The organism is Streptomyces sp. 2114.4, from assembly GCF_900187385.1.
Classification (GTDB): Bacteria; Actinomycetota; Actinomycetes; order Streptomycetales; family Streptomycetaceae; genus Streptomyces; species Streptomyces mooreae.
Genome location: NZ_FYEY01000001.1, coordinates 4,701,029 through 4,723,583 on the forward strand (window position 1 = coordinate 4,701,029; position 22,555 = coordinate 4,723,583).

General features: G+C 71.4%; 20 protein-coding genes. 11 read left to right on the forward strand and 9 right to left on the reverse strand.

What is annotated here, in order from left to right:
* Positions 1–400: 400 nt before the first annotated feature.
* From CFW40_RS20720 to CFW40_RS20730, 3 genes are all read left to right on the forward strand, one after another.
* Complete coding sequence (locus CFW40_RS20720; protein WP_176956436.1) at positions 401–2,683, forward strand: RNA degradosome polyphosphate kinase; 2,283 nt, start codon at positions 401–403, stop codon at positions 2,681–2,683.
* Positions 2,610–4,133, forward strand: a complete 1,524-nt coding sequence (locus tag CFW40_RS20725) for a CHAD domain-containing protein (RefSeq protein WP_088802252.1) — start codon at positions 2,610–2,612, stop codon at positions 4,131–4,133. The genes CFW40_RS20720 and CFW40_RS20725 overlap by 74 nt, the downstream gene beginning before the upstream one ends.
* 66 nt (positions 4,134–4,199) lie before the next feature.
* On the forward strand, positions 4,200–4,619 hold the full coding sequence (locus CFW40_RS20730; protein WP_088799297.1) for an NUDIX hydrolase: 420 nt from the start codon (positions 4,200–4,202) through the stop codon (positions 4,617–4,619).
* Between the two features lie 171 nt (positions 4,620–4,790).
* On the opposite strand, the gene CFW40_RS20735 is transcribed toward CFW40_RS20730, so the two are convergent.
* The 3 genes from CFW40_RS20735 to CFW40_RS20745 all read right to left on the reverse strand — a co-directional run bounded on the left by CFW40_RS20735 (position 4,791) and on the right by CFW40_RS20745 (position 7,354).
* Entirely contained in the window at positions 4,791–6,047 is a 1,257-nt protein-coding gene (locus CFW40_RS20735; protein ID WP_176956433.1) for a hypothetical protein, read from the reverse strand.
* Between the two features lie 276 nt (positions 6,048–6,323).
* Positions 6,324–6,521 (reverse strand): DUF397 domain-containing protein, encoded by a 198-nt coding sequence (locus CFW40_RS20740; protein ID WP_088799299.1) that lies wholly within the window; start codon positions 6,519–6,521, stop codon positions 6,324–6,326.
* Positions 6,518–7,354, reverse strand: a complete 837-nt coding sequence (locus CFW40_RS20745) for a helix-turn-helix transcriptional regulator (protein WP_088799300.1) — start codon at positions 7,352–7,354, stop codon at positions 6,518–6,520. The genes CFW40_RS20740 and CFW40_RS20745 overlap by 4 nt, the downstream gene beginning before the upstream one ends.
* A gap of 346 nt (positions 7,355–7,700) precedes the next feature.
* On the opposite strand from CFW40_RS20745, the gene CFW40_RS20750 reads away from it, so the two are divergent.
* From CFW40_RS20750 to CFW40_RS20760, 3 genes are all read left to right on the forward strand, one after another.
* Positions 7,701–7,892, forward strand: a complete 192-nt coding sequence (locus CFW40_RS20750) for a hypothetical protein (RefSeq protein WP_088799301.1) — start codon at positions 7,701–7,703, stop codon at positions 7,890–7,892.
* Positions 7,893–8,283: 391 nt separating this feature from the next.
* Entirely contained in the window at positions 8,284–8,577 is a 294-nt protein-coding gene (locus CFW40_RS38190; RefSeq protein ID WP_088799302.1) for a DUF6087 family protein, read from the forward strand.
* A 266-nt stretch (positions 8,578–8,843) separates the two neighbouring features.
* Entirely contained in the window at positions 8,844–9,167 is a 324-nt protein-coding gene (locus tag CFW40_RS20760) for an Lsr2 family protein (RefSeq protein WP_088799303.1), read from the forward strand.
* A gap of 153 nt (positions 9,168–9,320) precedes the next feature.
* Here the strand turns inward: CFW40_RS20760 and CFW40_RS20765 are convergent, their stop codons facing one another.
* Positions 9,321–10,328 carry an aldo/keto reductase gene (locus CFW40_RS20765; protein WP_088799304.1) on the reverse strand — a complete coding sequence of 336 codons (1,008 nt, stop codon included), beginning with the start codon at positions 10,326–10,328 and terminating at the stop codon, positions 9,321–9,323.
* 246 nt (positions 10,329–10,574) lie between these two features.
* Here CFW40_RS20765 and CFW40_RS20770 point away from each other — a divergent pair, with 246 nt between their 5' ends.
* Positions 10,575–11,462: a helix-turn-helix domain-containing protein gene (locus CFW40_RS20770; RefSeq protein WP_088799305.1), complete on the forward strand. Its 888-nt coding sequence runs from the start codon at positions 10,575–10,577 to the stop codon at positions 11,460–11,462.
* A 56-nt stretch (positions 11,463–11,518) separates the two neighbouring features.
* Here CFW40_RS20770 and CFW40_RS20775 read toward each other — a convergent pair whose 3' ends face one another.
* On the reverse strand, positions 11,519–12,484 hold the full coding sequence (locus tag CFW40_RS20775) for a class I SAM-dependent methyltransferase (protein ID WP_371127100.1): 966 nt from the start codon (positions 12,482–12,484) through the stop codon (positions 11,519–11,521).
* Between the two features lie 204 nt (positions 12,485–12,688).
* Here CFW40_RS20775 and mshA point away from each other — a divergent pair, with 204 nt between their 5' ends.
* The 3 genes from mshA (at position 12,689) to CFW40_RS20790 (ending at position 15,734) form a co-directional block, all read left to right on the forward strand.
* Positions 12,689–14,059: a D-inositol-3-phosphate glycosyltransferase gene (gene mshA, locus CFW40_RS20780; protein WP_176956432.1), complete on the forward strand. Its 1,371-nt coding sequence runs from the start codon at positions 12,689–12,691 to the stop codon at positions 14,057–14,059.
* The gene (locus CFW40_RS20785) at positions 14,052–14,612 is read left to right on the forward strand and encodes a YbjN domain-containing protein (RefSeq protein ID WP_256331355.1); all 561 of its coding nucleotides are present in this window, start codon (positions 14,052–14,054) and stop codon (positions 14,610–14,612) included. Before mshA ends, CFW40_RS20785 begins: the two co-directional genes overlap by 8 nt.
* A gap of 192 nt (positions 14,613–14,804) precedes the next feature.
* Positions 14,805–15,734 (forward strand): trans-aconitate 2-methyltransferase, encoded by a 930-nt coding sequence (locus tag CFW40_RS20790; RefSeq protein WP_176956431.1) that lies wholly within the window; start codon positions 14,805–14,807, stop codon positions 15,732–15,734.
* A 173-nt stretch (positions 15,735–15,907) separates the two neighbouring features.
* On the opposite strand, the gene CFW40_RS20795 is transcribed toward CFW40_RS20790, so the two are convergent.
* Positions 15,908–17,299, reverse strand: a complete 1,392-nt coding sequence (locus tag CFW40_RS20795) for a hydrolase (RefSeq protein ID WP_305532195.1) — start codon at positions 17,297–17,299, stop codon at positions 15,908–15,910.
* 213 nt (positions 17,300–17,512) lie between these two features.
* A complete protein-coding gene (locus tag CFW40_RS20800) occupies positions 17,513–18,937 on the reverse strand; it encodes an MFS transporter (protein ID WP_088799308.1) in 1,425 nt (474 codons plus the stop codon).
* Between the two features lie 260 nt (positions 18,938–19,197).
* Between CFW40_RS20800 and CFW40_RS20805 the strand changes: the two genes are divergently transcribed.
* A complete protein-coding gene (locus tag CFW40_RS20805; protein ID WP_088799309.1) occupies positions 19,198–19,959 on the forward strand; it encodes a phosphoglyceromutase in 762 nt (253 codons plus the stop codon).
* A gap of 211 nt (positions 19,960–20,170) precedes the next feature.
* On the opposite strand, the gene CFW40_RS20810 is transcribed toward CFW40_RS20805, so the two are convergent.
* Together CFW40_RS20810 and CFW40_RS20815 are read right to left on the reverse strand one after the other, a co-directional pair.
* Positions 20,171–21,028: a maleylpyruvate isomerase family mycothiol-dependent enzyme gene (locus CFW40_RS20810; protein ID WP_088799310.1), complete on the reverse strand. Its 858-nt coding sequence runs from the start codon at positions 21,026–21,028 to the stop codon at positions 20,171–20,173.
* Complete coding sequence (locus tag CFW40_RS20815) at positions 21,025–22,332, reverse strand: lanthionine synthetase LanC family protein (protein WP_088799311.1); 1,308 nt, start codon at positions 22,330–22,332, stop codon at positions 21,025–21,027. The genes CFW40_RS20810 and CFW40_RS20815 overlap by 4 nt, the downstream gene beginning before the upstream one ends.
* Positions 22,333–22,555: the final 223 nt, after the last annotated feature.

A 22,555-nucleotide genomic window follows, 5' to 3' on the forward strand; every position in this document is an offset into this window, starting at 1 on the left:
GCGCACGGGCGCACGGGGGCCCTTCGCGGCGGCCCGCAACCCGGGCGGCACCATGCGTGTGACAAAGGCTGCCCCGGGGGAGTCACAGGGGGACGCGCCCCGGCGGCGGCCCCCGGGCCCGGCTTCCGGGGCACATCGCCGCAGGAGCCGCCCGGCCGAGGTTCCTGGGCCCGGCCCGGCAACGGCCCCGCCCGCCCGGGACCACGCACCACGCCCAACGCCGGGGAGTAGCACCCCGCTTGCCTGGCCGACATATCCGCGTTACCGGCGATTCAACGTCGCTTGCGAGCATCGGTGAATGCAGCCCGCTGTGCCGAACGGCCCCCACCCGAGGCTCCATCTCGCGCCGCCGCCTCCGTCTGACGCGCCTGGAACCCCCCGGACGCGGAAGAATAGGTTCATGAACCAGCAGCCCAGCGCTCAGGCACAGGCCCAGCCCGAGGTGCCCACTCCGCAGCCTCCGCGCGCCGCGGCGCCCTCGGCCCAGCCGTCCGTGGGCTCCATCGCCGCGCACCGCCCGCAGGCGGTCCGGGGCACCGTGCCCGGCCTGGAGCCCGACCTGGACGCCGACCCCGACGCCTACGAGGACGAGGGCGTGGTCGGCGCGGACGGTGCGGAGCTGCCCAGCGGCCGGTTCCTGGACCGTGAGCGCAGCTGGCTGGCCTTCAACGAGCGGGTGCTCGAACTGGCCGAGGACCCGGCCACCCCTCTCCTCGAACGGGCTAACTTCCTGGCGATTTTCGCCAGCAACCTCGACGAGTTCTTCATGGTCCGGGTGGCCGGACTCAAGCGGCGGATAGCCACCGGCGTCGCCACCCGCTCCGCGTCCGGCCTCCAGCCCCGCGAGGTGCTGGACCTGATCTGGACCCGCTCGCGCGAACTCATGGCCCGGCACGCCGCCTGCTTCCAGCAGGACATCGCCCCCGAGCTCGCCGACCAGGGCATTCATCTGATCCGCTGGCCCGAGCTGACCGAGAAGGAACAGGCCCGCCTGTTCACCCTCTTCCGCCAGCAGATCTTCCCGGTGCTCACGCCCCTGGCGGTGGACCCGGCGCACCCCTTCCCGTACATCTCCGGCCTCTCGCTGAACCTGGCCGTCGTCGTACGCAATCCGGTCAGCGGCCACGACCACTTCGCCCGGGTCAAGGTGCCACCGCTGCTCTCCCGCTTCCTGGAGGCCTCCCCGCAGCGCTACGTCCCCATCGAGGACGTCATCGCCGCCCACCTGGAGGAGCTGTTCCCGGGCATGGAGGTGCGGGCGCACCACATGTTCCGGGTGACCCGCAACGAAGACCTGGAGGTCGAGGAGGACGACGCGGAGAACCTTCTCCAGGCCCTGGAGAAGGAGCTGATGCGGCGCCGCTTCGGGCCGCCGGTCCGCCTGGAGGTCGAGGAGTCCATCGACCCGGCCGTGCTCGACCTGCTCGTCCAGGAGCTGAAGATCTCCGACGCCGAGGTCTACCCGCTGCCCGGCCCGCTGGACCTGACCGGCCTCTTCGGGATCGGCGCTCTGGACCGTCCCGAGCTCAAGTACCCCAAGTTCGTCGCCGGCACCCACCGTGACCTCGCCGAGGTGGAATCGGCGTCCGCACCGGACATCTTCGCCGCCCTGCGCGCCCGTGACGTGCTCCTCCACCACCCTTACGACTCCTTCTCCACCTCCGTGCAGGCGTTCCTGGAGCAGGCCGCCGCCGACCCGGACGTCCTCGCCATCAAGCAGACGCTCTACCGCACCTCCGGCGACTCGCCGATCGTGGACGCCCTGATAGACGCCGCGGAATCCGGCAAGCAGGTGCTCGTCCTCGTCGAGATCAAGGCCCGGTTCGACGAACAGGCCAACATCAAGTGGGCCCGCAAGCTGGAGGAGTCCGGCTGCCATGTCGTCTACGGGCTGGTCGGCCTCAAGACGCACTCCAAGCTCTCGCTCGTCGTCCGCCAGGAAGGCGAGATGCTGCGCCGCTACTCCCATGTGGGGACCGGCAACTACCACCCCAAGACGGCCCGGCTCTACGAGGACCTGGGCCTGCTGACCGCCGACCCGCAGGTCGGCGCCGACCTCTCCGACCTCTTCAACCGGCTCTCCGGCTACTCACGCCGCGAGACCTACCGCCGTCTCCTGGTCGCCCCCAAGTCCCTGCGGGACGGCCTGATACAGCGCATCAGCAAGGAGATCGCGCACCAGCGGGCGGGCGGTCCCGCCTACGTCCGCATCAAGGTCAACTCGATGGTCGACGAGGCCGTCATCGACGCGCTCTACCGCGCCTCCCAGGCCGGCGTCCCGGTCGACATCTGGGTACGCGGCATCTGCGCGCTGCGCCCGGGGGTCACCGGCCTCAGCGAGAACATCCGGGTCCGCAGCATCCTCGGCCGCTTCCTGGAACACTCCCGGGTCTTCATCTTCGGCAATGGCGGCGAACCCGAAGTCTGGCTGGGCAGCGCCGACATGATGCACCGCAACCTCGACCGCCGGATCGAGGCGCTGGTACGGGTCACCGACCCGGCGCACCGCGCCTCCCTCAACCGGATGCTGGAGACGGGGATGTCGGACACCACGTCCTCCTGGCACCTCGACCAGGACGGCGACTGGACCCGGCATGCGGCGGACGCCGATGGCGCGCCGCTGCGCAACATTCAGGAAATGCTCATCGACGCCCGGAGGCGCCGGCGTGGCCCAGCGACATGACCAGCCGACCGGAGGGCCCGCGGGTCTCCTCGGCACCGGATACGAGCCCGGCCCAGCGCCCGGAGCCCGTGCGGCAGTGGTGGACGGCCCGTACCCAGGAGCGGACGGCTCGTACCCAGGAGCCGACGGCACACCACGGCCGGATGATGACGCCGGCCGCGGCCGGCACGGCGCCGCGTACCGGCCGCTTATGACGGACGACCTCGCCGACATCGGCGCCGCCCTCGCCGGGCGTACGGCCGAGGAAGTCCTCGCCGGCTATCTGCACCAGCAGTCGGCGGAATTCCTGCGCAGCCTGCGCCTGCACCGGGAGAGCGGTTCGGACGCGGAGGGCGCCGGCGAGGCCGCCCGTCAGCTGCGCCGCGCCGCCCGCCGGATCAGCGCCACCCTGCACACCTTCCGTCCGCTGACCGAGGAGGTCTGGGCCGACCAGCTCACCGCCGAACTGGGCTGGCTGTCCGGCGCCCTGGCCCGCGAACAGGCCTGCGCCGCACGCCGCGAACGGCTGATGACCGCACTGCAACGCCTGACCGGCCGCACGGAACGGAACGACCGCGCCGACCGGGATGGCCGCGCGGACCGGAACGACCGGGGCGATCGGAAGGGCCGCGCCGACCGGGATGACCGAGGCGACCGCCAGGGCCGGCCGGACCGCAGCAAACGGGGAGCCCGGACGACCACGGGCTCCGCTACGGGCTCGGCCAGGGCCACTGCCACGGGACCCGCCACCGGCCGCGGCGCCCTGCCCACCGCGTCGGCCGCGGCTTCCGCCGCAACCTCGGCCACCACTTCCGCCACCACTGCCGCCGCGACTTCCGCCACCGACCCGGATCCCGACGGCGCCCTGGCGGCCGGTGCGGCGCGGGCCGGAGCCCTGCTCGACCGCCAGCTCACCCTCGCCCGCACCCGCGCCCACACCGCCGCGCTGCAGGCCCTGGGCTCCTCCCGCTTCCACGCCGTCGCCGACTCCGTGGCGGTACTCGCCTCCGAGGCGCCGCTCGCCCGTACGACCACCGAGCTGCCCGCCGCCGAGGCGCTGCCGCCACTCGCCGAACAGGCCCACCGCCGGCTCGCGGAGGCGGCCGCCGCACTGCCGTTGTCCCGCGCCGGGTACCCGTACAACGCCGCCGCGCTCGCCGCAGACCAGCGCCAGGACGCGCCCTGGCACCAGGTCCGGCTGCTGGTGCGACTGAGCCGCTACGCCCGGGAGGTGCTGGCGCCGGAGTACGCCGACTTCCGGCTGGCGGAGGCCGGCCGGGCGCTGGAGTGGCACCGCGACGCCGCGGAGGCCGCCGCCGCTGCCGCCGCCGCGGCCCGCACCCCCCGGATCGCCCCGGCCACGGCATACGCCCTCGGAGTGCTGCACGCCGATCAGCGACACGAAGTGGAGGCGGCCCGCTTCGCCTTCGGTCGCGTGTGGCTGCCCAGGACACCGGAGCGGGCGAACTGAGATCGGAGGGAAGCGCCAGGGACACGGGCCGGCTGAAGGCCCGGCAGGCGGAGAGGGAGCGATGATGTGACTGTGCCTCAGAAGCCCATTCGAGCGGCGGGATGCGTCCTCTGGCGTCGCGCGGCCTCCGAGGACGGGCTGGAGATCGCGCTCGTCCACCGCCCCAAGTACGACGACTGGTCCCACCCCAAAGGCAAGCTGAAGAGCGGCGAGGACGCCCTGGCCGGCGCGGTGCGCGAGGTGGCGGAGGAGACGGGCATGGAGTGCCGCCCCGGAGCCCCGCTGCCCACCTCCTGCTACCTCGCGGGCGGCCGCCCCAAGCAGGTCCGCTACTGGGCGGCGGAAGCGGTCGCCGGAGCCTTCACCCCGAACAGCGAGGTCGACCGCATGGTCTGGCTCTCGCCCGCCGACGCCCGCCTCCGCCTCACCCAGGAACGGGACCGTCCCCTGGTGGACGCCTTGCTCGCGGCGCTGCATCTGGCGTGATGCCCGAGAGCCGGAGCCCCAACTCTTCGGCAGGCCTCGGCAGGGCCACGCGGCCGGTACCGTCTGGGTTTCGGGGAGGCCGCTCGCAAACACCGATCCCGGCTGCCTCGGATATCCGAGGCAGCCGGGATCAATCAGCCCGCGCAGACACAGGCGACGTGCTCCGGCTGACTACACCCCACCGGGCTTGGAGGCTATGCACCCGGCGTCCGTGGAGTCCGTGGTGCATTTCGCGAAGACGCTGTAAACACCGTCGATGCCCTCCACCGGCAGACTGACGGTCGTGTGGTGCGTCCACGTCGACCCGGTGTCGGTGGTGAATGTCCAGTCGCCGGTGGTCGTCTTGATCGCCAAAGCTCGCGCCAGCCACGCCGTCTGGCCGGGCGGAACATCGATGGTCTGGCTGGCGCCCGTTGTCTCCGTGCTGGTCTGAGTCTTGGTCCAGGTGTGCTGATATCCAATCTGGACGTCGGACTTCAGCGGGCTCAGATCGCCACTGTCGGTTTTGCCCGGGCCGAGCGTGAGGCTGACGCCGAGGGTGCTGGTGTCGGTGATGGTGTCCGCTGTGGACTGCGACCAGTTCAAGGCGCAGCTCAAATTGCCGCCGCTGGGTCCGCTGGAGTTCTTGCAGACGGGGGAGGGGCCACCCTGGTCACTTGATGTGGAAACGAGTTGGTAGTCCCCGAGGTGGGCGGGCTGGGAGTCGTCGGTGATGGTGTACGAACTCGCCGTGATGACGCCGGATCCCTTGTTGCGCTGGGACAGCGCGTACTGCGTCGCCAGATCGTCGACGGTCGGGCCGCTCGCACCGTCACCGGGGGCCGCGGTCGCGGTCCACTGCTCATCGGTGGCTCCCCCGGCGGTGCCCGCTCCATCGGCGCACCCAACGGAGTTCATCTGGAGGGCGGCACCGCCCGCGAAGGGGGTAGCGTACTGGTCCCAGTGCGACGTGAGGCATTCGTCGTTGTCGACGCGCCGGATCAGGTAGGTACTGGCCGGGCCGTTGGTGACCGGTTGGGCGTAGAACAGCTGCTTCTGGTTTGTGACATCGCAGGTGACGTCCATGGTGAGGTAGCCGTTGTCGTCGATTTCGACGCAGCCGCTCTTGCTGGGGACGTTGTTGGCGATCTGGAAGCTGCCGTCGTTGTTGGGGTTGGGCTTGAAGCTCCACTGATCGCTCGGCACCGTGCCCTTGTCCGTGGGCCGCAGGACGACGTCATTGCTGTCCGATGAGTCGTCATTGAGCAGGTCAACGCTGCCATTCGGGTTCGCGGTGATCGCCATTCCGGAGACATCGTGCTGCACGGCGGCGATGGTCATGCATCCGATGTTGGAACTCTTGTCACACGAGGGGTCTTCTGCATGAGCCGGCGTGGTGGCCAGCAGCGACAGCGGTACGGCGAGCGCGACCGTAAGGAACGAAGACATTCTTCGCGCCGCATTTCGTGGCACTTGTTCAGTGGGCACGAGGCATTTCCCTTCGCCTTTTCTGCACGTCTCCGGCACAGTGACGTGCGCCGGGGCCACCGTGGCGGCATCAACGTAGGCGTGGGCAGCCGGAGGTACATCCATCAACTGAGGGAGATGGTTTCCGGTTTCGGTGCCGGACCGTATGCGTTCAGCACGGGTCCAGGCTGAGTTTGTTGCAGACGCGACGAAGGCCCTCCCGGGATGTGGGAGGGCCCTCGGCTGTGCGTCCGGAAATCAGCGGGACTGGCCCTTGGCGTACTCGACGAAGTGGGCCCACTGAGGGGCAGGGAAGGCGAGAGCCGGGCCGTGCGGGTCCTTGCTGTCCCGAACCGGCACGACACCGTGGGTGTGCGCGTGCTCCGGTGCCCATTCGATGCACTGTCCGCCGTTTTCGCTGTACGAGGATTTGATCCATCGGAGGGATGCGGTCACGGGGTGCCCTTTCGAAAGTCATTGATCATGGCCACGGACGCCGCTTGAGAGAGGGCGTCGGCCTGTAGTTGATGGTAGGCCGTCAGTATGGGCAGCACCGAGGTACTTTCTCGCTCAAGATGGCCCCGTTGGGCGGACTCGGCGTACGACATGAGTGAGCGGTCCGGCAGCGTCAGCACCGTGATCGGCAGGCTGAACGGACGACGCTCCCCCATGTCGAACGGGGCGACGTGGAGCACCGTGTTCGGCAGCTCGGCGAACTCGATCAGCCGCACCAACTGGGCTTCCATGACGGCCAGTCCGCCGATGGGCCGACGGATGCAGCTTTCGTCCAGCACCACGAACACCAGCGGTGGGGGAGTACGGACGAGCGCCGCTTGCCGTTCCGCGACCAGCGACATCCGTTCGTCCGCCTGCTCGGGCGTGATGGCTCCGCGCTTGACGGCACTATCGACGATCACGGACGCGTAGTCCGAGGTCTGGAGCAGACCAGGAATGACGCCCACTTCGTACAACCGGATCTCCGCTGCCCGGCCCTCGTGCCCGACGTATTCCGGGAAGCCCTCCAGCAGGCTGCCCTGCCGGATCTCGCGCCAGTCGCGCTCGAACGTGTCCACGGTTCCTTCGATGCCGAACGTGCGGTCGGCACTGCGCGAAAAGCGCAAGGTCGGGGGCTTCCGACCAGTTTCGACCGCCGACACGTGGGTGCTGGAATACCCCATGCGCACGGCAAGCTCATCTTGGGTCCAACCACGGGCTTCCCGCGAGCTGCGTAAACGCGCTCCAAAGGCTTCCCGAGGGCTACTCTCCGGCGTCAACTCCTTGCGATTCAACGGGCTTTCACCAAAGCTTCCTCCCGCTCTGACAGGTTGAAGGGGCTTCCGACTCTAGGTCACGCTGTGCCGCCCCGGTAGTGGAATCACTACAGAGAGGAGCGGACGTTGCCCCGGAAGCACACTCCCCCGAACGCCCCACCGCTCAGGGCCGCAACGACGCGGACGAGCCGACAGACGGGCTGGAGCCGGTGAACGGGCCTGCACTCAACACCCCTGACGATGAAGTCGATCCGGCGCATGAGCGCGCCGCCGACAACGACAGTGAGGCGTTGACGCGCCTTCGCGCACGGGTGCATCAGGACTACGCGCGGCGACAGCAGTACGGACCGCTGGGGCGGTCGCTGTGAACTGTGAGAAGTGCCGGACGCTGGAAGCGGAACTGGCGGATGCGGTGCGGCGCGGCGACAAGACGAAGGCCGTCGACTGCCGTGTGCTGCTGCGGCGCCATCCCCAGCATGACGGCGGGCCGGTGGAGAGCAAGGTGCCGGTGGAGAGCGTGGAGAGCGAGGGGGAGCCGTGGGCACCCCGGCCGTAGAGACCACTACCGCTGCTGCCGACCCGTTCGCGGGCACGCCGTACGAGAACAGCCCCGAGGGGCCATGGACGCGGTACGGGGGCGCGCTGGACCCGAGGTCCGGCGTGGTCTACGTCCCCCGCCCCGGCGCCCTCGATCCGGACGACAGGCCCCTCCGCCATCGGCGCCGACGGGCCGTGCGGGCGCAGCCTGCGCCGACGTGTTGACGCAAGGAGAAACCCCATGACCGATACCGCACCCGCCCGGCGCCTTCGCCGATCGACTGGAGAAGGTCGGAGTCCTCAACCACTGGCAACACCACCTCGCCTGAGTGACAACTCCGCGATCGCGCCCATGGGAGCGATGGGCGCACTACCCTCCTGGAAACTCCGCCGAAGCGCAGGGAAGCACGATGGACGACGAACCGCTGTCCGCATGGGCAAAGCGCCGTGACGCGAAGATCGGTCGGCTTCGTGCCGTGCCCCTCGTCCCCGGCGAGGGGCACCGGGGCGCACACCTGGCCCCGGACGCACCCCGTGCAATCCAGCAATGGAACGGACACATTTGGGAGGCCCACGGGATCGCGGCCGACTTCGCAGCGGCCGGGCGCATCCTGTATCCCGAGGCCGCTGCACCCCCGGCCGCTGTGCCGGCACGCCAGCCGCTCCGCCCTGGCAGGGGCAAGCACCGCAAGCCGCCGCGGTGAATGAACTGAATCCCTGAAACCGTGGGTCACGCGCCACGTCGAAGAGCCCTGTGAGGCGTGGCGTGGGGCCGGTTCCCGGACGACCGCGCCGGGATCTCCAGCGCCCGCGCGCTTGGCGCCTTTCCTCCGGCGAGGACCGGTTGCTTGAAGCGCCACCCGTCGAACGAAGACCGCTTGAGCACGATTTTTTCCCGTCAACCAGTTCGTCGCACCAGCAGGCCGAGGGAAAGGGGCGACCCCCAATTTCAGGGGTTTACACTGCCTGCATGGCACAGAAAGTAATCACCATCTACACGGACGACCTCACGGGCGAAGAGTCCACCGAGGCCGCCACGCACACGCTTTCTCTTGACGGTGTGACTTACGAGATCGATCTGAGTCCGGACAGCTACGACCAGCTGCTGGAAGCCGTTGGGCCGTTCTTGAAGGCCGGTCGCAAGACCGGGAAGGGCCGTAAGCCGCGCAAGGCGGCGGCCGCCACTGAGGACACTGCCGCGATCCGGGCCTGGGCCAAGTCGAGCGGCTACAACGTCAGCGACCGCGGGCGGGTGCCCGCTGAGATTCGTGAGGCGTACCAAAAGGCCAAGTGAATTTTTTGGATAAACCGGAAGCCCCTCACCACGTGTGAGGGGCTTCTTTGTGTCCGGTTCCGGTGGTCCTGTCCGCGGTGTCAGTGGCGGCCCGCTGTTCCGGGAAAGGAAAGGACACCGCGAAACCATTTTTCCCCCGGACAATCCGAACGCTCAGCGGCGTCGCAGGGAGGTGTCCGCGATGGCCGGCGGCACGTAGTAGCTGTCGGCCGGGTTGAGGTCGGTGCCGGGCGGCACGATCGCGTCGACCCGGTCCAGGACATCCGCGCCGAGCGTGACCTCGGAGCCCTCCAGCATGCTGTCGAGCTGGTCGGCGGTGCGCGGGCCGATGATCACGGAGGTCACCGCGGGGTGGGACCGTACGAAGGCCGTCGCCAGGTGCGGCAGCGTGAGGCCCGCCTCGGCCGCGACCTTCGACAGCGCGGCGACCGCCTCCGCCTTCCGCGCGTTCTCCGGGACCGACAGGTCGAATTTCCGGCTCTCCAGGCCGGCGCGCGAACTGACGGAGAGATCGCGGCCGGAGAGCCAGCCGGCGCTGAGCGGGCCCCAGGTCAGCACGCCCGTTCCGTAGCGCTGCGCGGTCGGCAGCACCGCGCTCTCCACGCCGCGCGCCAGCATCGAGTAGGGCGGCTGCTCGGTCCGGAAGCGGACATGGCCGCGGCGTTCGGCGGTCCACTGCGCCTCGACCAACTGCTCGGCGGGGAAGGTCGAGGTGCCGATCGCCCGCACCTTGCCGGACCGCACGAGGTCCGAGAGCGCGGAAAGCGTCTCGTCGATATCGGTGGCCGGATCGGGCCGGTGCACCTGGTAGAGGTCGAGGTAGTCGGTGTCCAGCCGGCGCAGGCTGTCCTCCACCGCGCGCATGATCCAGCGCCGGGAGTTGCCGCCGTGGTTGGCGTCCGGCCCCATCGAGTTGAAGAACTTCGTGGCCAGGACGACGTCCTCGCGGCGCCCCTTGAGCGCCTTGCCGACGATCTCCTCGGACTCGCCTGCCGCATAGACGTCCGCGGTGTCCACGAAGTTGATGCCGGCGTCCAGCGCACGGTGCACGAGCCGTACGCAGTCGTCGTGATCGGTGTTGCCCCAGGCGCCGAGCATCATCGCGCCGAGCGCGTACTCGCTGACCGAGATGCCGGTACCGCCGAGGATCCTGCGCTGCATGTGCTGCTCCTTGTGTCGGATGTGAGGTGCGGGACGTGAGGTGCCGGATGTGAGGGGGCGCGTACGTGCTCCGGGGCGCCGTGCGCGTGCTCCGGGGCCGTCCCCGGGGGCGTTTCGGCGCGGCCCGGGGGCGCGCCCCGAGGCGTCTGTGCACCACCTTGCGGCCCGTAGGGGGAGCGGACCAGGCCCGTCGCAGCCTGGGTCCGGCGGAACCACCCGACCGGCGGTGCATCGCATACTGGTCCGATGCTCCACGCGGAAATCGAGATCGGCTCGTTCCTCAAGGTGCGCCGGGCGGCGCTCGACCCGGCGGACCTCGGCCTGCCCGACGGGGTCAACCGCCGCCGGGTGCGCGGTCTGCGGCGCGAGGAGGTCGCCCAGCTCGCCGGCATCAGCGTCGACTACTACACCCGGATCGAACAGGGCCGTGCGCCCGCCATCTCCGACTCCGTTCTGGACGCGATCGCACGGGCGCTGCGGCTGTCCGACGGCGAAATGACCTACCTGCACAATGTCGCGGCACCCCGGCGCCGCCCGGCGGACGGCGTCGCCGCCCCGGGCCCGGACGGCGGCCCGTGTGCCGTTCCCCGGCAAACCGTGCGCCCCGAGGTCCAGCGGGTGCTGGACGCGATGGAGGCCACCGTCCCGGCCATGGTCCTCGGCCGCGGCCTGGACATCCTGGCCTGGAACGCGCTCGGCGGCCGGATCTCCTTCGACCTTCCGGCGCTCGCCCCGGACCGGCGCAACACCGCGCTGCTGGTCTTCCTCGACCCGGCGGCGCGCGCCCTGCACGCGGACTGGGAGGCCAAGGCTGTGGAGGTGGTCGGCAATCTGCGCGCCGAGAGCGGGCGGCACCCCGAGGATCCGCGGATCTGCGACGTGGTCAATGAACTCCTCGCACGCAGCCGGGACTTCCGGCGGATCTGGGAGACCCAGTCGGTGTTCGAGTGCCTGCGCGGCACCAAGACCCTCCTGCATCCGCACGTCGGCGAGCTGGTCCTCACGTTCGAGAGCTTCCGGCTGAGCAGCGACCCGGACCAGGCGCTGGTGACGTACACGGCCGAGCGCGGGTCGGAGACGGAGGGCCGGCTGCGGGAGCTGGCGGCCCTCGGAGCCCCGGTGCTGACCGCGTAGCGAGGACCGGGGGCGTAGGGAGGACCGGGATCGCGTAGCGACGGCCGCGCGCCGCCTCAGCGGACGGCGTTACGCACCAGGTTTCGCACCGCGCTTCCCACCGGGCCCGGGGCCGCCGCACTCCCCCTGGGCGCAAGCGCCTCCCACCGCACCGTGACCTCCCCCTGCCGCCGGCGCCGCGGGTCACCCGTCAGCGGCCAGTCCGTGGCCAGGGCCTGTACGGCGGCGCGCCACCGCTGGCGGGCGCCGAGTGCGCCGAGCGGGGCGGCGGTGGCCCAGGCGCGGTCGAAGTCCCGGAGGAAGGCGTGCACCGGCTCGCCCGGCACATTGCGGTGAATCAGCGCCTTGGGGAGGCGTTCTGCCAGGTCAGAGGGTGTGTGGAGGGTGCTGAGGCGGGCGGCGAAGGTGACCGTGCGCGGGCCCTCGGGGCCCAGCGCCACCCAGACGTGCCGGCGCCCTATCTCGTCGCAGGTGCCCTCGACCAGCAGCCCGCCGGGCGCCAGCCGTGCGCAGAGCCGTTGCCACACGGCGGCCACTTCGTCCTCGTCGTACTGCCGCAGCACATTCGCGGCCCGGATGAGGACCGGCGCCCGCTTGCGCTGCCCCGGCAGCGGTACCTCGAAGCCGCCGTGGAGGAAGTCCAGCCCCGCCCGCTCGTACGGCCGGGCGGCCTCGACCCGCGCCGGGTCTATCTCTATGCCGACGACCCGGGCGTCCGGGCGCACCGTCCGCAGCCGGCCCAGCAGCTCCACCGCGGTCCAGGGCGCGGCGCCGTAGCCGAGATCGACCGCCACGGGGTCCGCGGCGCGGCGCAGCACGGCACCGTGCTCGGCGGCTATCCAGCGGTCCATGCGGCGCAGCCGGTTGGGGTTGGTGGTCCCGCGGGTGGCGTTTCCGACGGGCCGGGACTGCCCGGGTGCGGACCGGGACTGCGCGGGGATCAGGGCGGCGGCGGAGCCGGGGGAAACGGGGGAGCGGGGGGAGACCTGGGGGACGGGGGAGACGTTGGGGCGGCGGGCCATGCCCTCGAGGGTATGGGGTGGGCGCCGGAACGCCGCCCGCCGAGGCACCCATGGCCCTCGCCCCGTTGAGGCACCTATGGCCCTCGCTTGGTCACGCTTTGGCAAAGTGCGGCCAGGGCATGCCGGACGGAAATGGATAGCCGCGGTGCATTGTTGGAGGGGGTCGGAGGCGTGCCGTCCGCCCCGCCTAGGAGGTAGCTCGACGTGAGCCCACACGTGTCCCGGCTCCGCAGTCGGCCGCACGGCCAGTTCCCGGGCCAGGCCCGCCTGCGCCTGCCCGGCAGCGCACGCCGTCCGCGCCGGGTGGCGATGCTCAGCGTCCACACCTCTCCGCTGCACCAGCCCGGTACGGGCGACGCCGGCGGTATGAACGTCTATATCGTCGAGCTGGCCAGGAAGCTCGCCTCGATCAACATCGAGGTGGAGATCTTCACCCGCGCCACCACCGGCACCCTCCCGCCCTCCGTCGAGCTCGCCCCCGGCGTCCTCGTACGGCATGTGGACGCCGGCCCGTACGAGGGCCTGGCCAAGGAGGAGCTGCCCGCCCAGCTGTGCGCCTTCACCCATGGCGTGATGCAGGCCTGGGCCGGTCACCGCCCCGGTTATTACGACCTGGTGCACTCCCACTACTGGCTCTCCGGCCATGTCGGCTGGCTGGCCGCCGAGCGCTGGGGCGTCCCGCTGGTGCACGCCATGCACACCATGGCCAAGGTCAAGAATGCCGCGCTGGCCGCCGGCGACGCCCCCGAGCCGGCCGCCCGGGTGATCGGCGAGACACAGATCGTCCGGGCCGCCGACCGCCTGATAGCCAACACCGCCGAGGAGGCGGACGAACTCGTCCGGCATTACGAGGCCGAGCCCGGCAAGGTCGCCGTGGTGCACCCCGGGGTCAACCTCGACCGCTTCCGGCCCACCGGCGGCGAGGTCGCCGAGAGCCGGGCCGCCGCCCGCGCCCGCCTCGGCCTGCCGCAGGACGCGGTCATCCCGCTGTTCGCCGGCCGAATACAGCCGCTGAAGGCGCCCGACATCCTGCTGCGGGCCGCCGCCGCCCTGCTGGACGAGGACCCCTCGCTGCGCTCCCGGATGGTCGTGCCCGTGGTCGGCGGGCCCAGCGGCAGCGGCCTGGCCAAGCCCGAGGGGCTGCAGAAGCTGGCCGCCCGGCTCGGCATCGCCGACCTGGTGCAGTTCCGCCCGCCGGTCGGCCAGGAACAGCTCGCCGACTGGTACCGCGCCGCATCCGTGCTGGTCATGCCCTCGTACAGCGAATCCTTCGGACTGGTCGCCATCGAGGCCCAGGCCTGTGGGACCCCGGTCATCGCGGCCGCGGTCGGCGGTCTGCCGGTGGCCGTGCGCGACGGCGTCAGCGGCTTCCTCGTCAGCGGCCACGACCCGGCCGACTACGCCCGCGCGCTCGGCCGCTTCATCGCGGACCCGGCCCTGTCCGCCCGGATGGGCACCGACGCCGCCCGGCACGCCCAGTCCTTCGGCTGGGACACCGCCGCCGCGGCCACGGGCGACGTCTACACCGCCGCCATGCAGGAGCACCGCCGTCACCTACGATCCCTCCATGGGTGACGAGCGAGAGACGAGTGGGGCAGTGGGCAACGGCAACACCACGGCCGGGGGGACGGTTCCGGCGGCGCAGGCCGTGATCGAGCGGACCCTGACCGACGCCGAGCTCGAATGGGAATCGCCCTCCGACGGCACCTACGTCATCAAGCTCCCCGGCACCCGCAAGCTCTCCACGACCTGCTCGCTCATCGTCGGCAGGCACTCCCTCTCCATCAACGCCTTCGTCGTCCGCCACCCCGACGAGAACCACGAGGCCGTGCACCGCTGGCTCCTCGAACGCAACACCCGCCTCTACGGCGTCAGTTACGCGATCGACAAGCTCGGCGACATCTACCTCGTCGGCAAGCTCCCGCTGGCCGCCGTCACCCCTGACGAGCTCGACCGCATCCTCGGCACGGTCCTGGAGAACGCCGACGGCAGCTTCAACACCCTGCTGGAAATGGGCTTCGCCACCGCCATCCGCAAGGAGTACGCCTGGCGGGTGTCGCGCGGCGAGTCCACCCGCAACCTGGACGCGTTCACGCATCTGACGCGGGGGAGCGCCGCGGGGTCGTAAGCCGTCGAGGGCGGGAAGCCGGCAGGAAGAGGCCCCTGCTCCCCCTTCGCACGCACCGCCTTTTGCGGAAACGGCAACAATGTTTGCCGAACTCGAAGGGCCTGGCGCATGGTCGGCGCCAGGAGGTTCCCGCGTGAAAGCGGACCTGATCGAGGAAGCGCCGGCGGAGCCCGAATCACTGGAGAAGGTGCGATGACCGACAACGACCACACCCACGACGGCAACCCCACTCAGAGCGTCAACCACACCCACACCCACGGCCACGCTCACGGACACACCCACGGCCACACCCCCGACCCCGACTTCGACTGGGCCGCCATGGCCGACCTGCTGGAGCTGGAGGGCGAGACGCACAGCCCCTACGTCCAGCAGGCCCTCGCCGAGCTGACGCACCTCGCCCCCCGCCGGATCCTGGACATCGGCAGCGGACCGGGCGTCGCGGCCTGCCGACTGGCCGCGACGTTCCCGCAGGCCGACGTCACCGCGGTGGACGGTGCCCCGGAACTGCTGGCCCGCGCCGGGGAACGGGCCGGACGGCTCGGCGTCCGGCTGCGCACGCAGCAGGCCGACTTCCCCACGGGGCTGGCCGGTCTCGGGCCGGCGGACCTGGTGTGGTCCGGGCAGGCGCTCCACCACGTAGGCGACCAGCAGGGCGTGGTGAAGCAGCTGGCCGGGCTGCTCGAACCCGGCGGAGTGCTGGCCGTCGTCGAGGGCGGCCTGCCGGCCCGCTGGCTTCCGCGGGACCTCGGTTTCGGACGCCCCGGACTGCAGGAACGGCTCGACGCGGCGCAGGCGGACCGCTTCAGCCGGATGCGGGCCGAGCTGCCCGGCTCGGTGGCGGTGGTCGAGGACTGGCCCGGCATGCTGCGCGCCGCGGGGCTCACCGACGCCCGGAGCAGGACCTTCCTAGTGGACCACCCCGCGCCCCTGGCCGACGGGCCCCGGCAGTTCGCGCGGCACTCCCTGGAACGGTCCCGCCAGACGCTCGCCGAAATCCTGAACGCCGAGGACCGGTCCACCCTGGACCGGCTCCTCGACCCGGCCGACCCGGCAGGCATCGACCGCCGTACCGACCTGTTCCTGCTGACCGCGAAGACCGTGCACTTCGGGACGGCCGCCTGAGCGCTGCGGCCTCCGTGTCCTCGCGCCCCCGTGCCCCACGCCCCGGGGGCCGGCCGGACTGCCGGTCGGCCCCCGCCCCGTCCCACCCCGCACCGCCCCCTACGCACGAACTGCACCTCACCGCGCGAACTGCACCTCACCGCGCGAACTCACCTCACCACACGAACTGCACGTCACCGCACGAACTCCACCTCCGGAAACCGCCCCGAGGGCCTGTCCAGCAGCCCGCCGTCGTCCCGCCCGCGCAGCCACCGGTCGAAGAACGCGGAAACGTACGCCCGCTGCGCCGCGACCGCCCGCGCCGGGTCGACCGTCCCGATCAGCGCCGTCACCGCCGTGCGCGGCAGCCCCACCCGTCGCGCGATCTGCGGCACCAGCGCCTCCGCATCCGTATAACTGGCGTGCCTGCTGCCGCGCAGCGTCAGGTCCCGTAGCCAGGTGCCCGTACTGTGCCGCCACACCGCGCCCCAGGACGCCACCGTGTGATGGGTGTTCCCCGCCATCCCCATCAGCAGCAACGGCCGGTCCACGCCCTCGCGTCCGACCGTCGACGGGTTCGCGGGGTCGTCGTCCCGCTGGGTGTAGCCCATCACTCCGTCCAGGTTCACCGCGGCTTTGATCCGCCGGTCGTCATGCAGCGTCTGCGCCGCCGTGAACCCGCCGGCCGACTGCCCGAACATCCCGACGGCACGCAGATCCAGCGCCCGCCGGAGGCCGGCGGGCACCGGCGAGGCGGCTCCCCGCTCGGCCAATTCATCGAGGACGAAGCGGACATCGGCCACCCGCACCCCGCTGACCTTTTTCAGCAACTCCGTGATCCGCCCGCTCTTCTGCGCCTTCGCCAACTCCGTCGCCAGCACGCTGCGCGCCAGCCGTCCGTCCGGGAACTCCACGGCGGGCGCCTCGTAGGTGTGGTCGATGGTGACCACCGCGTAGCCGCGGGAGGCCAATTCGTCGCAGAGCGTGCTGCCGAACGAGCGCGGATCGACGACGCCGGGGGAGTAGAGCACCACCGGCAGCCACCGCCGGGAGGGCCGGCCCGCGGCCAGGGGCGCCCCCGCATGCGCAGAGGTACGGGTTGCCGCCCACTGCACCTTCCCCGGCGGCACCTGCTCCGAGAAGTTGTTCCGCGCGTCGAACGCCGCCGCCTCGCGCGCCGACAGCTGAGGCGCGGGCGGATACCGCCCGGCACCCGCCCGCGCCGGGTACCGGATGCTCACCATCAACTCCCGGTGCGTCTGCCCGCCGGCCCATGGATCGGTGCGTGACCGGTGGGTCAGGTGAAGCGCGACCGTACCGACGCGGTACCGGCCGGTGGGCGCGGGCAGCGTCATGGCATCGGCCGGGGGCCCGTCGGCCGGTACCCGAGGAGCCCCGCCCCCGGGCCCGGCCACCCCGTCCGCTCCGGCAGCTCCGTCCGCCCCTGCCACCATGGCAGCCCCGTCCGCCCCTGCCACCCCGGCAGCCTTCCGGACTCCCGCCGGCACCGCGACCAGCACCCCCGCCACCACCAGCGCCCCGGCCACCACCAACCGCCGGGCCCTCCGCCCCCCTGAACCGCGCACCCTCATAGCTCCTCCACGCCACACGTCAGGGGCGCGTGCCGCCCTCGGCCGAGGCCCGCACGCGCGTCACCGTCACCAACGACGGCACCTGAGGCGGCGACACCGGCAGCCACACGGGTGGGCGGCACGGTCGCCTGCACAAACTCCGGCCAGGCGAGGGCAACGAAGGGCGCGAACGAGGATGCGGCCGCATCACGGAGTTGCTGAAAAAGGTCAGCGGGGTGCGGACACCTCCGCACCCCCACGGCCCTGCACGTGTGTGGCTGCTTCCGCTTCCACGCGAGCTTCCAGGCGCACGGGCGCTTCCCCCTCCGTCGCCGTGGACGATTCCGTATCCGCGGGCCGCGGCGAGCGGACCACCGCCGCCTTCTGCCCCGGCAGGCTCCGCAGCAGCAGTCCGTAGCCCATGGCCGCCACCGTGCCGACGGCCGCGCAGCCGGCCCACAGCGCATCGGCGCCGTAGTGGTCGAGCACCATGCCACCGAGGAGAGGGGCGGTCAGGGAGGCGATGGACCAGGACAGGGAGTACATGCCCTGGTAGCGGCCGCGGCCGTGCAGCGGCGAGAGGCGCACCACCAGGCCCATCTGGGTCGGGGAGTTGATGATCTCGCCGAGCGTCCAGACGGTGACCGCGAGCGCGTACAGGGCGACCGAGTCCGCCAGCGCGGTCAGCCCGAAGCCGTAACCGGCGAGCAGGGCCGAGCCGATGAGGAGCATGGCCGGGCTGCGGTGTTCGATGAAGCGCGTCACGGGGATCTGCAACAGCACGACGAGGACGCCGTTGACCGCGATGACCAGGCCGAAGTCGGCGCTGGAGAAGCCGTCCCGGCCCATCGACACGGGCATCGAGACATACGCCTGCTGGAAGAGCAGGGCGAGCAGCAGGTTGAGGCCGACGACGGTCATGAAGCGGCCGTCGCGCAGGACGGTCAGCATGGAGACGGGGGCTGTGACGGCGCCGCCGCCGTCGTCCGAGCCACCCAGGCCGCCATCCGGGCCGTCCGGTGCCCCCGCGGCGGGCCGTGATTCGGGGAGCTTCCAGAAGACGACCAGCGCGCAGGCCAGCACCAGCGCGGACTCGCCCAGGAAGAGCGACAGGTAGCCGTGCTGGGCGATGAGTCCGGCAGCGGTGGAGGAGACGGCGAAGCCGAGGTTGATCGCCCAGTAGTTGAGGGAGAAGGCGCGGACGCGGTCTTCCGGGGCGACGATGTCCGCCATCATCGCCTGTACGGCGGGCCGGGAGGCGTTGGTTGCCATACCGACCACGCCCGCCACCGCCGCGATCGCGACCGGATCCGTCATGAAGCCGAGCACTGCCACGGACGCCGCCGTCGACAGCTGCGCGGTCAGCATCGTGGGCCGCCGGCCGAGCCGGTCGGTCAGCACCCCGGCGCCGACGGACGAGATCACCCCGCCAAGGCCGTAGAGCGCACCGACCAGGCCCGCGTACGAGGCCGAGTAGCCGCGCTCGACGGTCAGGTAGAGGGCGAGGAAGGTGGCGACGAAAGCGCCCAGCCGGTTGATCAAGGTGCTGGTCCACAGCCACCAGAACTGCCGGGGGAGACCGGAGACGCTTTCGAGGGCGGCTCGCTTGAGACGGGCCGCCGGCCCGGAGGGTTTCGCTACGGATGCGGACATGACAGTTCCCCCGTGGTGATGGCGGTGCCGCGGTGCATGGAAGGGGCGTGGGAGGGCGGGAAGCGGCGACGAGGCGATCGCGCCGCCGCGTAAGGGGCTCACGCAAGCAGCTCATGTAAGTGGCTCAAGCCGCATGCGTAACCTACACAGAGGGTTGTCCCCGCCACCAGTCATTTGACGGGACACGTCAAACGGCGCCGGAATGCCCAGGTCCTGGACCCACGGAAGGTGCCGCGACGACTTGGATTACGCTCGACGCCATGGCCGACGCACCGTACAAGCTGATCCTCCTCCGCCACGGCGAGAGCGAGTGGAACGCGAAGAACCTGTTCACCGGCTGGGTGGACGTCAACCTCAACGAGAAGGGCGAGAAGGAGGCAGTCCGCGGCGGAGAGCTGCTGAAGGACGCCGGCCTGCTCCCCGACGTAGTGCACACCTCCCTCCAGAAGCGCGCCATCCGCACCGCGCAGCTGGCCCTGGAGTCCGCCGACCGGCACTGGATCCCGGTCCACCGCAGCTGGCGGCTGAACGAGCGCCACTACGGTGCGCTGCAGGGCAAGGACAAGGCGCAGACGCTGGCCGAGTTCGGCGAGGAGCAGTTCATGCTCTGGCGCCGCTCGTACGACACCCCGCCGCCCGCGCTCGACCGTGACGCCGAGTACTCGCAGTTCTCCGACCCGCGCTACGCCGGCCTCCCGCCGGAGCTGCGCCCGCAGACGGAGTGCCTGAAGGACGTCGTCGTCCGCATGCTCCCGTACTGGTTCGACGGCATCGTCCCGGACCTCCGCGCCGGCAAGACGGTCCTGGTCGCGGCCCACGGCAACTCGCTGCGCGCCCTGGTCAAGCACCTCGACGGCATCTCCGACGAGGACATCGCCGGCCTGAACATCCCCACCGGCATCCCGCTCGCCTACGACCTGGACGCCGACTTCCGCCCGCTCAAGCCCGGCGGCACCTACCTCGACCCGGAGGCCGCCAAGGCCGCCATCGAGGCAGTGAAGAACCAGGGCAAGAAGAAGTAAGCCCCCCGATCACGCCCCCGCCCCGCGCCGTCAGCGCAGGTCGGGGGCGTTTTCACGGCCTGGGCCCACCCTGGGCCCTCAGGCCTCCCGGCCTTGCGGCCGGAGCGCGAGCCCAGAGCCTTCCGGTCACGCTCTCGGCTGCTGAGCGTCAGGTGCGCGTACACCTTCGGGGAAGTGACCGGCCACCGATGTCACTGTGTGTATCGGCACGTCAGTAGATGACGGAGACGATCTGGCAGGCTGCTTCGGCGAGTTGCCGGTCGCCGTCGATCCGGGCGTGGGCCAGGGCGGTGTCCGGTTGAATGCCACGGGTGCACAGGCGCCAGGCAGTCTCACTGTCCAGGACGACGGCAGCAGCTGGGCGTCCGTCCCCCGGCTCGGCCAGCGACCACTGCGTGCCGGTGGCAGTCGCTGTCCAGTTGCCGCCCGCCGGGCCGTCGATCCTCACCTCGATCTGGGTGCCGGCCGGCGCGGTGACCTCGCGCAGTGTGTGCGGCAGGGCCCGCATGAAGGTGTCCAGGACGACGGACAGCAGCCGTGGATCGGGGTCGGTGTCCTGGCCGGTGGCGTGGCGGATCTGCTGGCGGTGGGTCCAGAACTCGGTAAGGTCACGGGCGGCGTCCAGCCACATCGGCGCGGGGTCGATCCCAGCCCAGGACACCCCCAGCGACGGCGTGTTGGGGTCGGTGGTCTGGAAGAACCGCGCGACCTGCCCGCCGACCAGGTCGAGGGTGTCGGTGAGCGCGGTCGGGCTCACCCGGCGGCAGGCATCGACCCATTCCTGATTGATGCGGTGGATGAACGCCTCCAGCGTCTCGCCCGGCGCGAAAGAGGGCCCGTCCCGGTGGCCGTCCCGGTCCCGGGCGAGACGTCCGTAGAAGTCGCCCAGAAGGTGAGCGGCGAGGTCCCGGACGCTCCAGCCCGGGACCGCCTCCCTGCCCCAGTCGGCGGGCGTCAGCCCGCGCAGGGTCACCATCAGCGCGGCCTGCTCCGGCGCGAACAGGGAACGGGCATCGATCGGGACACCAAGCCAGGAAGAGGCCGACACGTCAGGGGACTGGGCGTTCATGACGTCATCCTGCCGATACCCGCCGGAGAACTCGGCCCTGGCTGGGCGCGTACCGCCGGAGGCTGGTCCGGCCAGGCGAACGCGTAGCGGGGCTCGCCCCCGCGGCTCAGCCGTACGAAGCGCAGGAGTTCGCGCACGATGCCCGCGTTGCCCGCCCCCCAGCCGGTGCACGGTTCGAGGTCGCCCGGAACGGGCCGGTGCTCGAAGTTGGACCAGCGGGCGCCGTCGCTGTCCCGGATCGCGCGGGCGGCGAGGTCCGCGACGAGGACGTGGGCGAAGTCGTACGGGTCCTGCCGTTCGACGAGCCGGTCGCAGGCCAGGGCCAGAACGCCCGCGGTGCCGCAGCAGCGGCCGTTGTTGTCCCAGAAGCCGGGGCGCAGCCGCCGGGGCAGGCCGGAGTGGGTGACCGTGTACCAGCAGCGATCGGCCAGGGCGGACCAGAGAGGGTCGGCCGTGATGTCCCGCAGCAGCCGGAAGACCTGGGCGTCGCCGGCCGGTCCGTGGCACCAGCCGTAGCTGATGGGCTCGATCACATCGGGGCGGTACTGCGGAGTGGAGTGCAGCACCAGAAAGCCCTCGGGCCCCGCTTCGTCACGGGCCACTACGTCCGCGGCACCGGCCAGCGCCAGCTCGACCAGGTCCGCACGGCCGGTGGCCCGGCCGACCCTGGCAAGTGCCAGGACGATGCCGAGCGTGCCGTGCGAGATGTGGTGCAGACGGGCGTCGACGCCGGTGCGGTGGGCCCAGTGGGCACCTGCCGGGGTCTGCTCAGCCGTCCGCAGATACGGCTCCACGGCGAGCACGGCCAGTTCGGCGTCGCCGGCCACGAGCGCGCCCAGGCCGATCCCCGCGTTGCCGCCCATCAGCTCGTACAGCTCGCCCCAGCGCGCTCCGTCGAAGCGTGACCGCACGAGTTCCAGTGCACGGTCCGCGGCGACGCCGGCGGCCGTGTCGCCGAGTGCGTCATGAACGGACCGCAGGACGAGGGCCATTCCGGTGCGGCCGAAGTAGAGGGAGTCGTCGTCGATGCCGTCGACGGAGTCCGCGAGGCTGCGGGCCGCGCGCAGGGCGGTGTCGGCGTAGGCGTCATCGCCGAAGTGCCGCCACGCCTCCAGGAGCACGGGGACGATCCCGGCCGTACCGCTGTAGAGCATCGGGTCGAGCTCGTCGTCCGAGGGCCGCATCGCCCAGGCGAGGCCTCCGCCGGCGGTCTCCCGCGCCGCCCCGGTAAGCCACCGCAGGCCCTCCACCGCGAGCCCCTCGACCTCGTCGACCGCCACAACCGTGACTTCTGGTGCCGTCATGCGGCCACTCTCGCATGATCTTTCGGCCCCGCCCATCGGAAGGCGGCCCTCCGCATGCTGTCTCAAGTCAGCAGCGCGGAAAGGGAGTTCGGCCCCGCGCGGCAGCGGAGTGCAGCACCGTGCCGGGTTTGCCGGAATGCGGAGGCCGGCATTCTCGCAGAATGCCGTGCGAGCCGGGTGTATCCCTGTCTGGTTGACGGTGGCTGGACGGAGGGGGCCGGGC

What these genes read in the sequence shown, in the direction of transcription:
- CFW40_RS20720 (WP_176956436.1), top strand. Translation starts at nt 401, where the DNA reads ATGAACCAGCAGCCCAGCGCTCAGGCACAGGCCCAGCCCGAGGTGCCC.
- CFW40_RS20725 (WP_088802252.1), top strand. Translation starts at nt 2,610, where the DNA reads ATGGCGCGCCGCTGCGCAACATTCAGGAAATGCTCATCGACGCCCGGA.
- CFW40_RS20735 (WP_176956433.1), bottom strand. Translation starts at nt 6,047, where the DNA reads ATGTCTTCGTTCCTTACGGTCGCGCTCGCCGTACCGCTGTCGCTGCTG.
- CFW40_RS38190 (WP_088799302.1), top strand. Translation starts at nt 8,284, where the DNA reads ATGGACGACGAACCGCTGTCCGCATGGGCAAAGCGCCGTGACGCGAAG.
- CFW40_RS20760 (WP_088799303.1), top strand. Translation starts at nt 8,844, where the DNA reads ATGGCACAGAAAGTAATCACCATCTACACGGACGACCTCACGGGCGAA.
- CFW40_RS20765 (WP_088799304.1), bottom strand. Translation starts at nt 10,328, where the DNA reads ATGCAGCGCAGGATCCTCGGCGGTACCGGCATCTCGGTCAGCGAGTAC.
- CFW40_RS20770 (WP_088799305.1), top strand. Translation starts at nt 10,575, where the DNA reads ATGCTCCACGCGGAAATCGAGATCGGCTCGTTCCTCAAGGTGCGCCGG.
- CFW40_RS20775 (WP_371127100.1), bottom strand. Translation starts at nt 12,484, where the DNA reads ATGGCCCGCCGCCCCAACGTCTCCCCCGTCCCCCAGGTCTCCCCCCGC.
- CFW40_RS20785 (WP_256331355.1), top strand. Translation starts at nt 14,052, where the DNA reads ATGGGTGACGAGCGAGAGACGAGTGGGGCAGTGGGCAACGGCAACACC.
- CFW40_RS20790 (WP_176956431.1), top strand. Translation starts at nt 14,805, where the DNA reads ATGACCGACAACGACCACACCCACGACGGCAACCCCACTCAGAGCGTC.
- CFW40_RS20800 (WP_088799308.1), bottom strand. Translation starts at nt 18,937, where the DNA reads ATGTCCGCATCCGTAGCGAAACCCTCCGGGCCGGCGGCCCGTCTCAAG.
- CFW40_RS20805 (WP_088799309.1), top strand. Translation starts at nt 19,198, where the DNA reads ATGGCCGACGCACCGTACAAGCTGATCCTCCTCCGCCACGGCGAGAGC.
- CFW40_RS20810 (WP_088799310.1), bottom strand. Translation starts at nt 21,028, where the DNA reads ATGAACGCCCAGTCCCCTGACGTGTCGGCCTCTTCCTGGCTTGGTGTC.
- CFW40_RS20815 (WP_088799311.1), bottom strand. Translation starts at nt 22,332, where the DNA reads ATGACGGCACCAGAAGTCACGGTTGTGGCGGTCGACGAGGTCGAGGGG.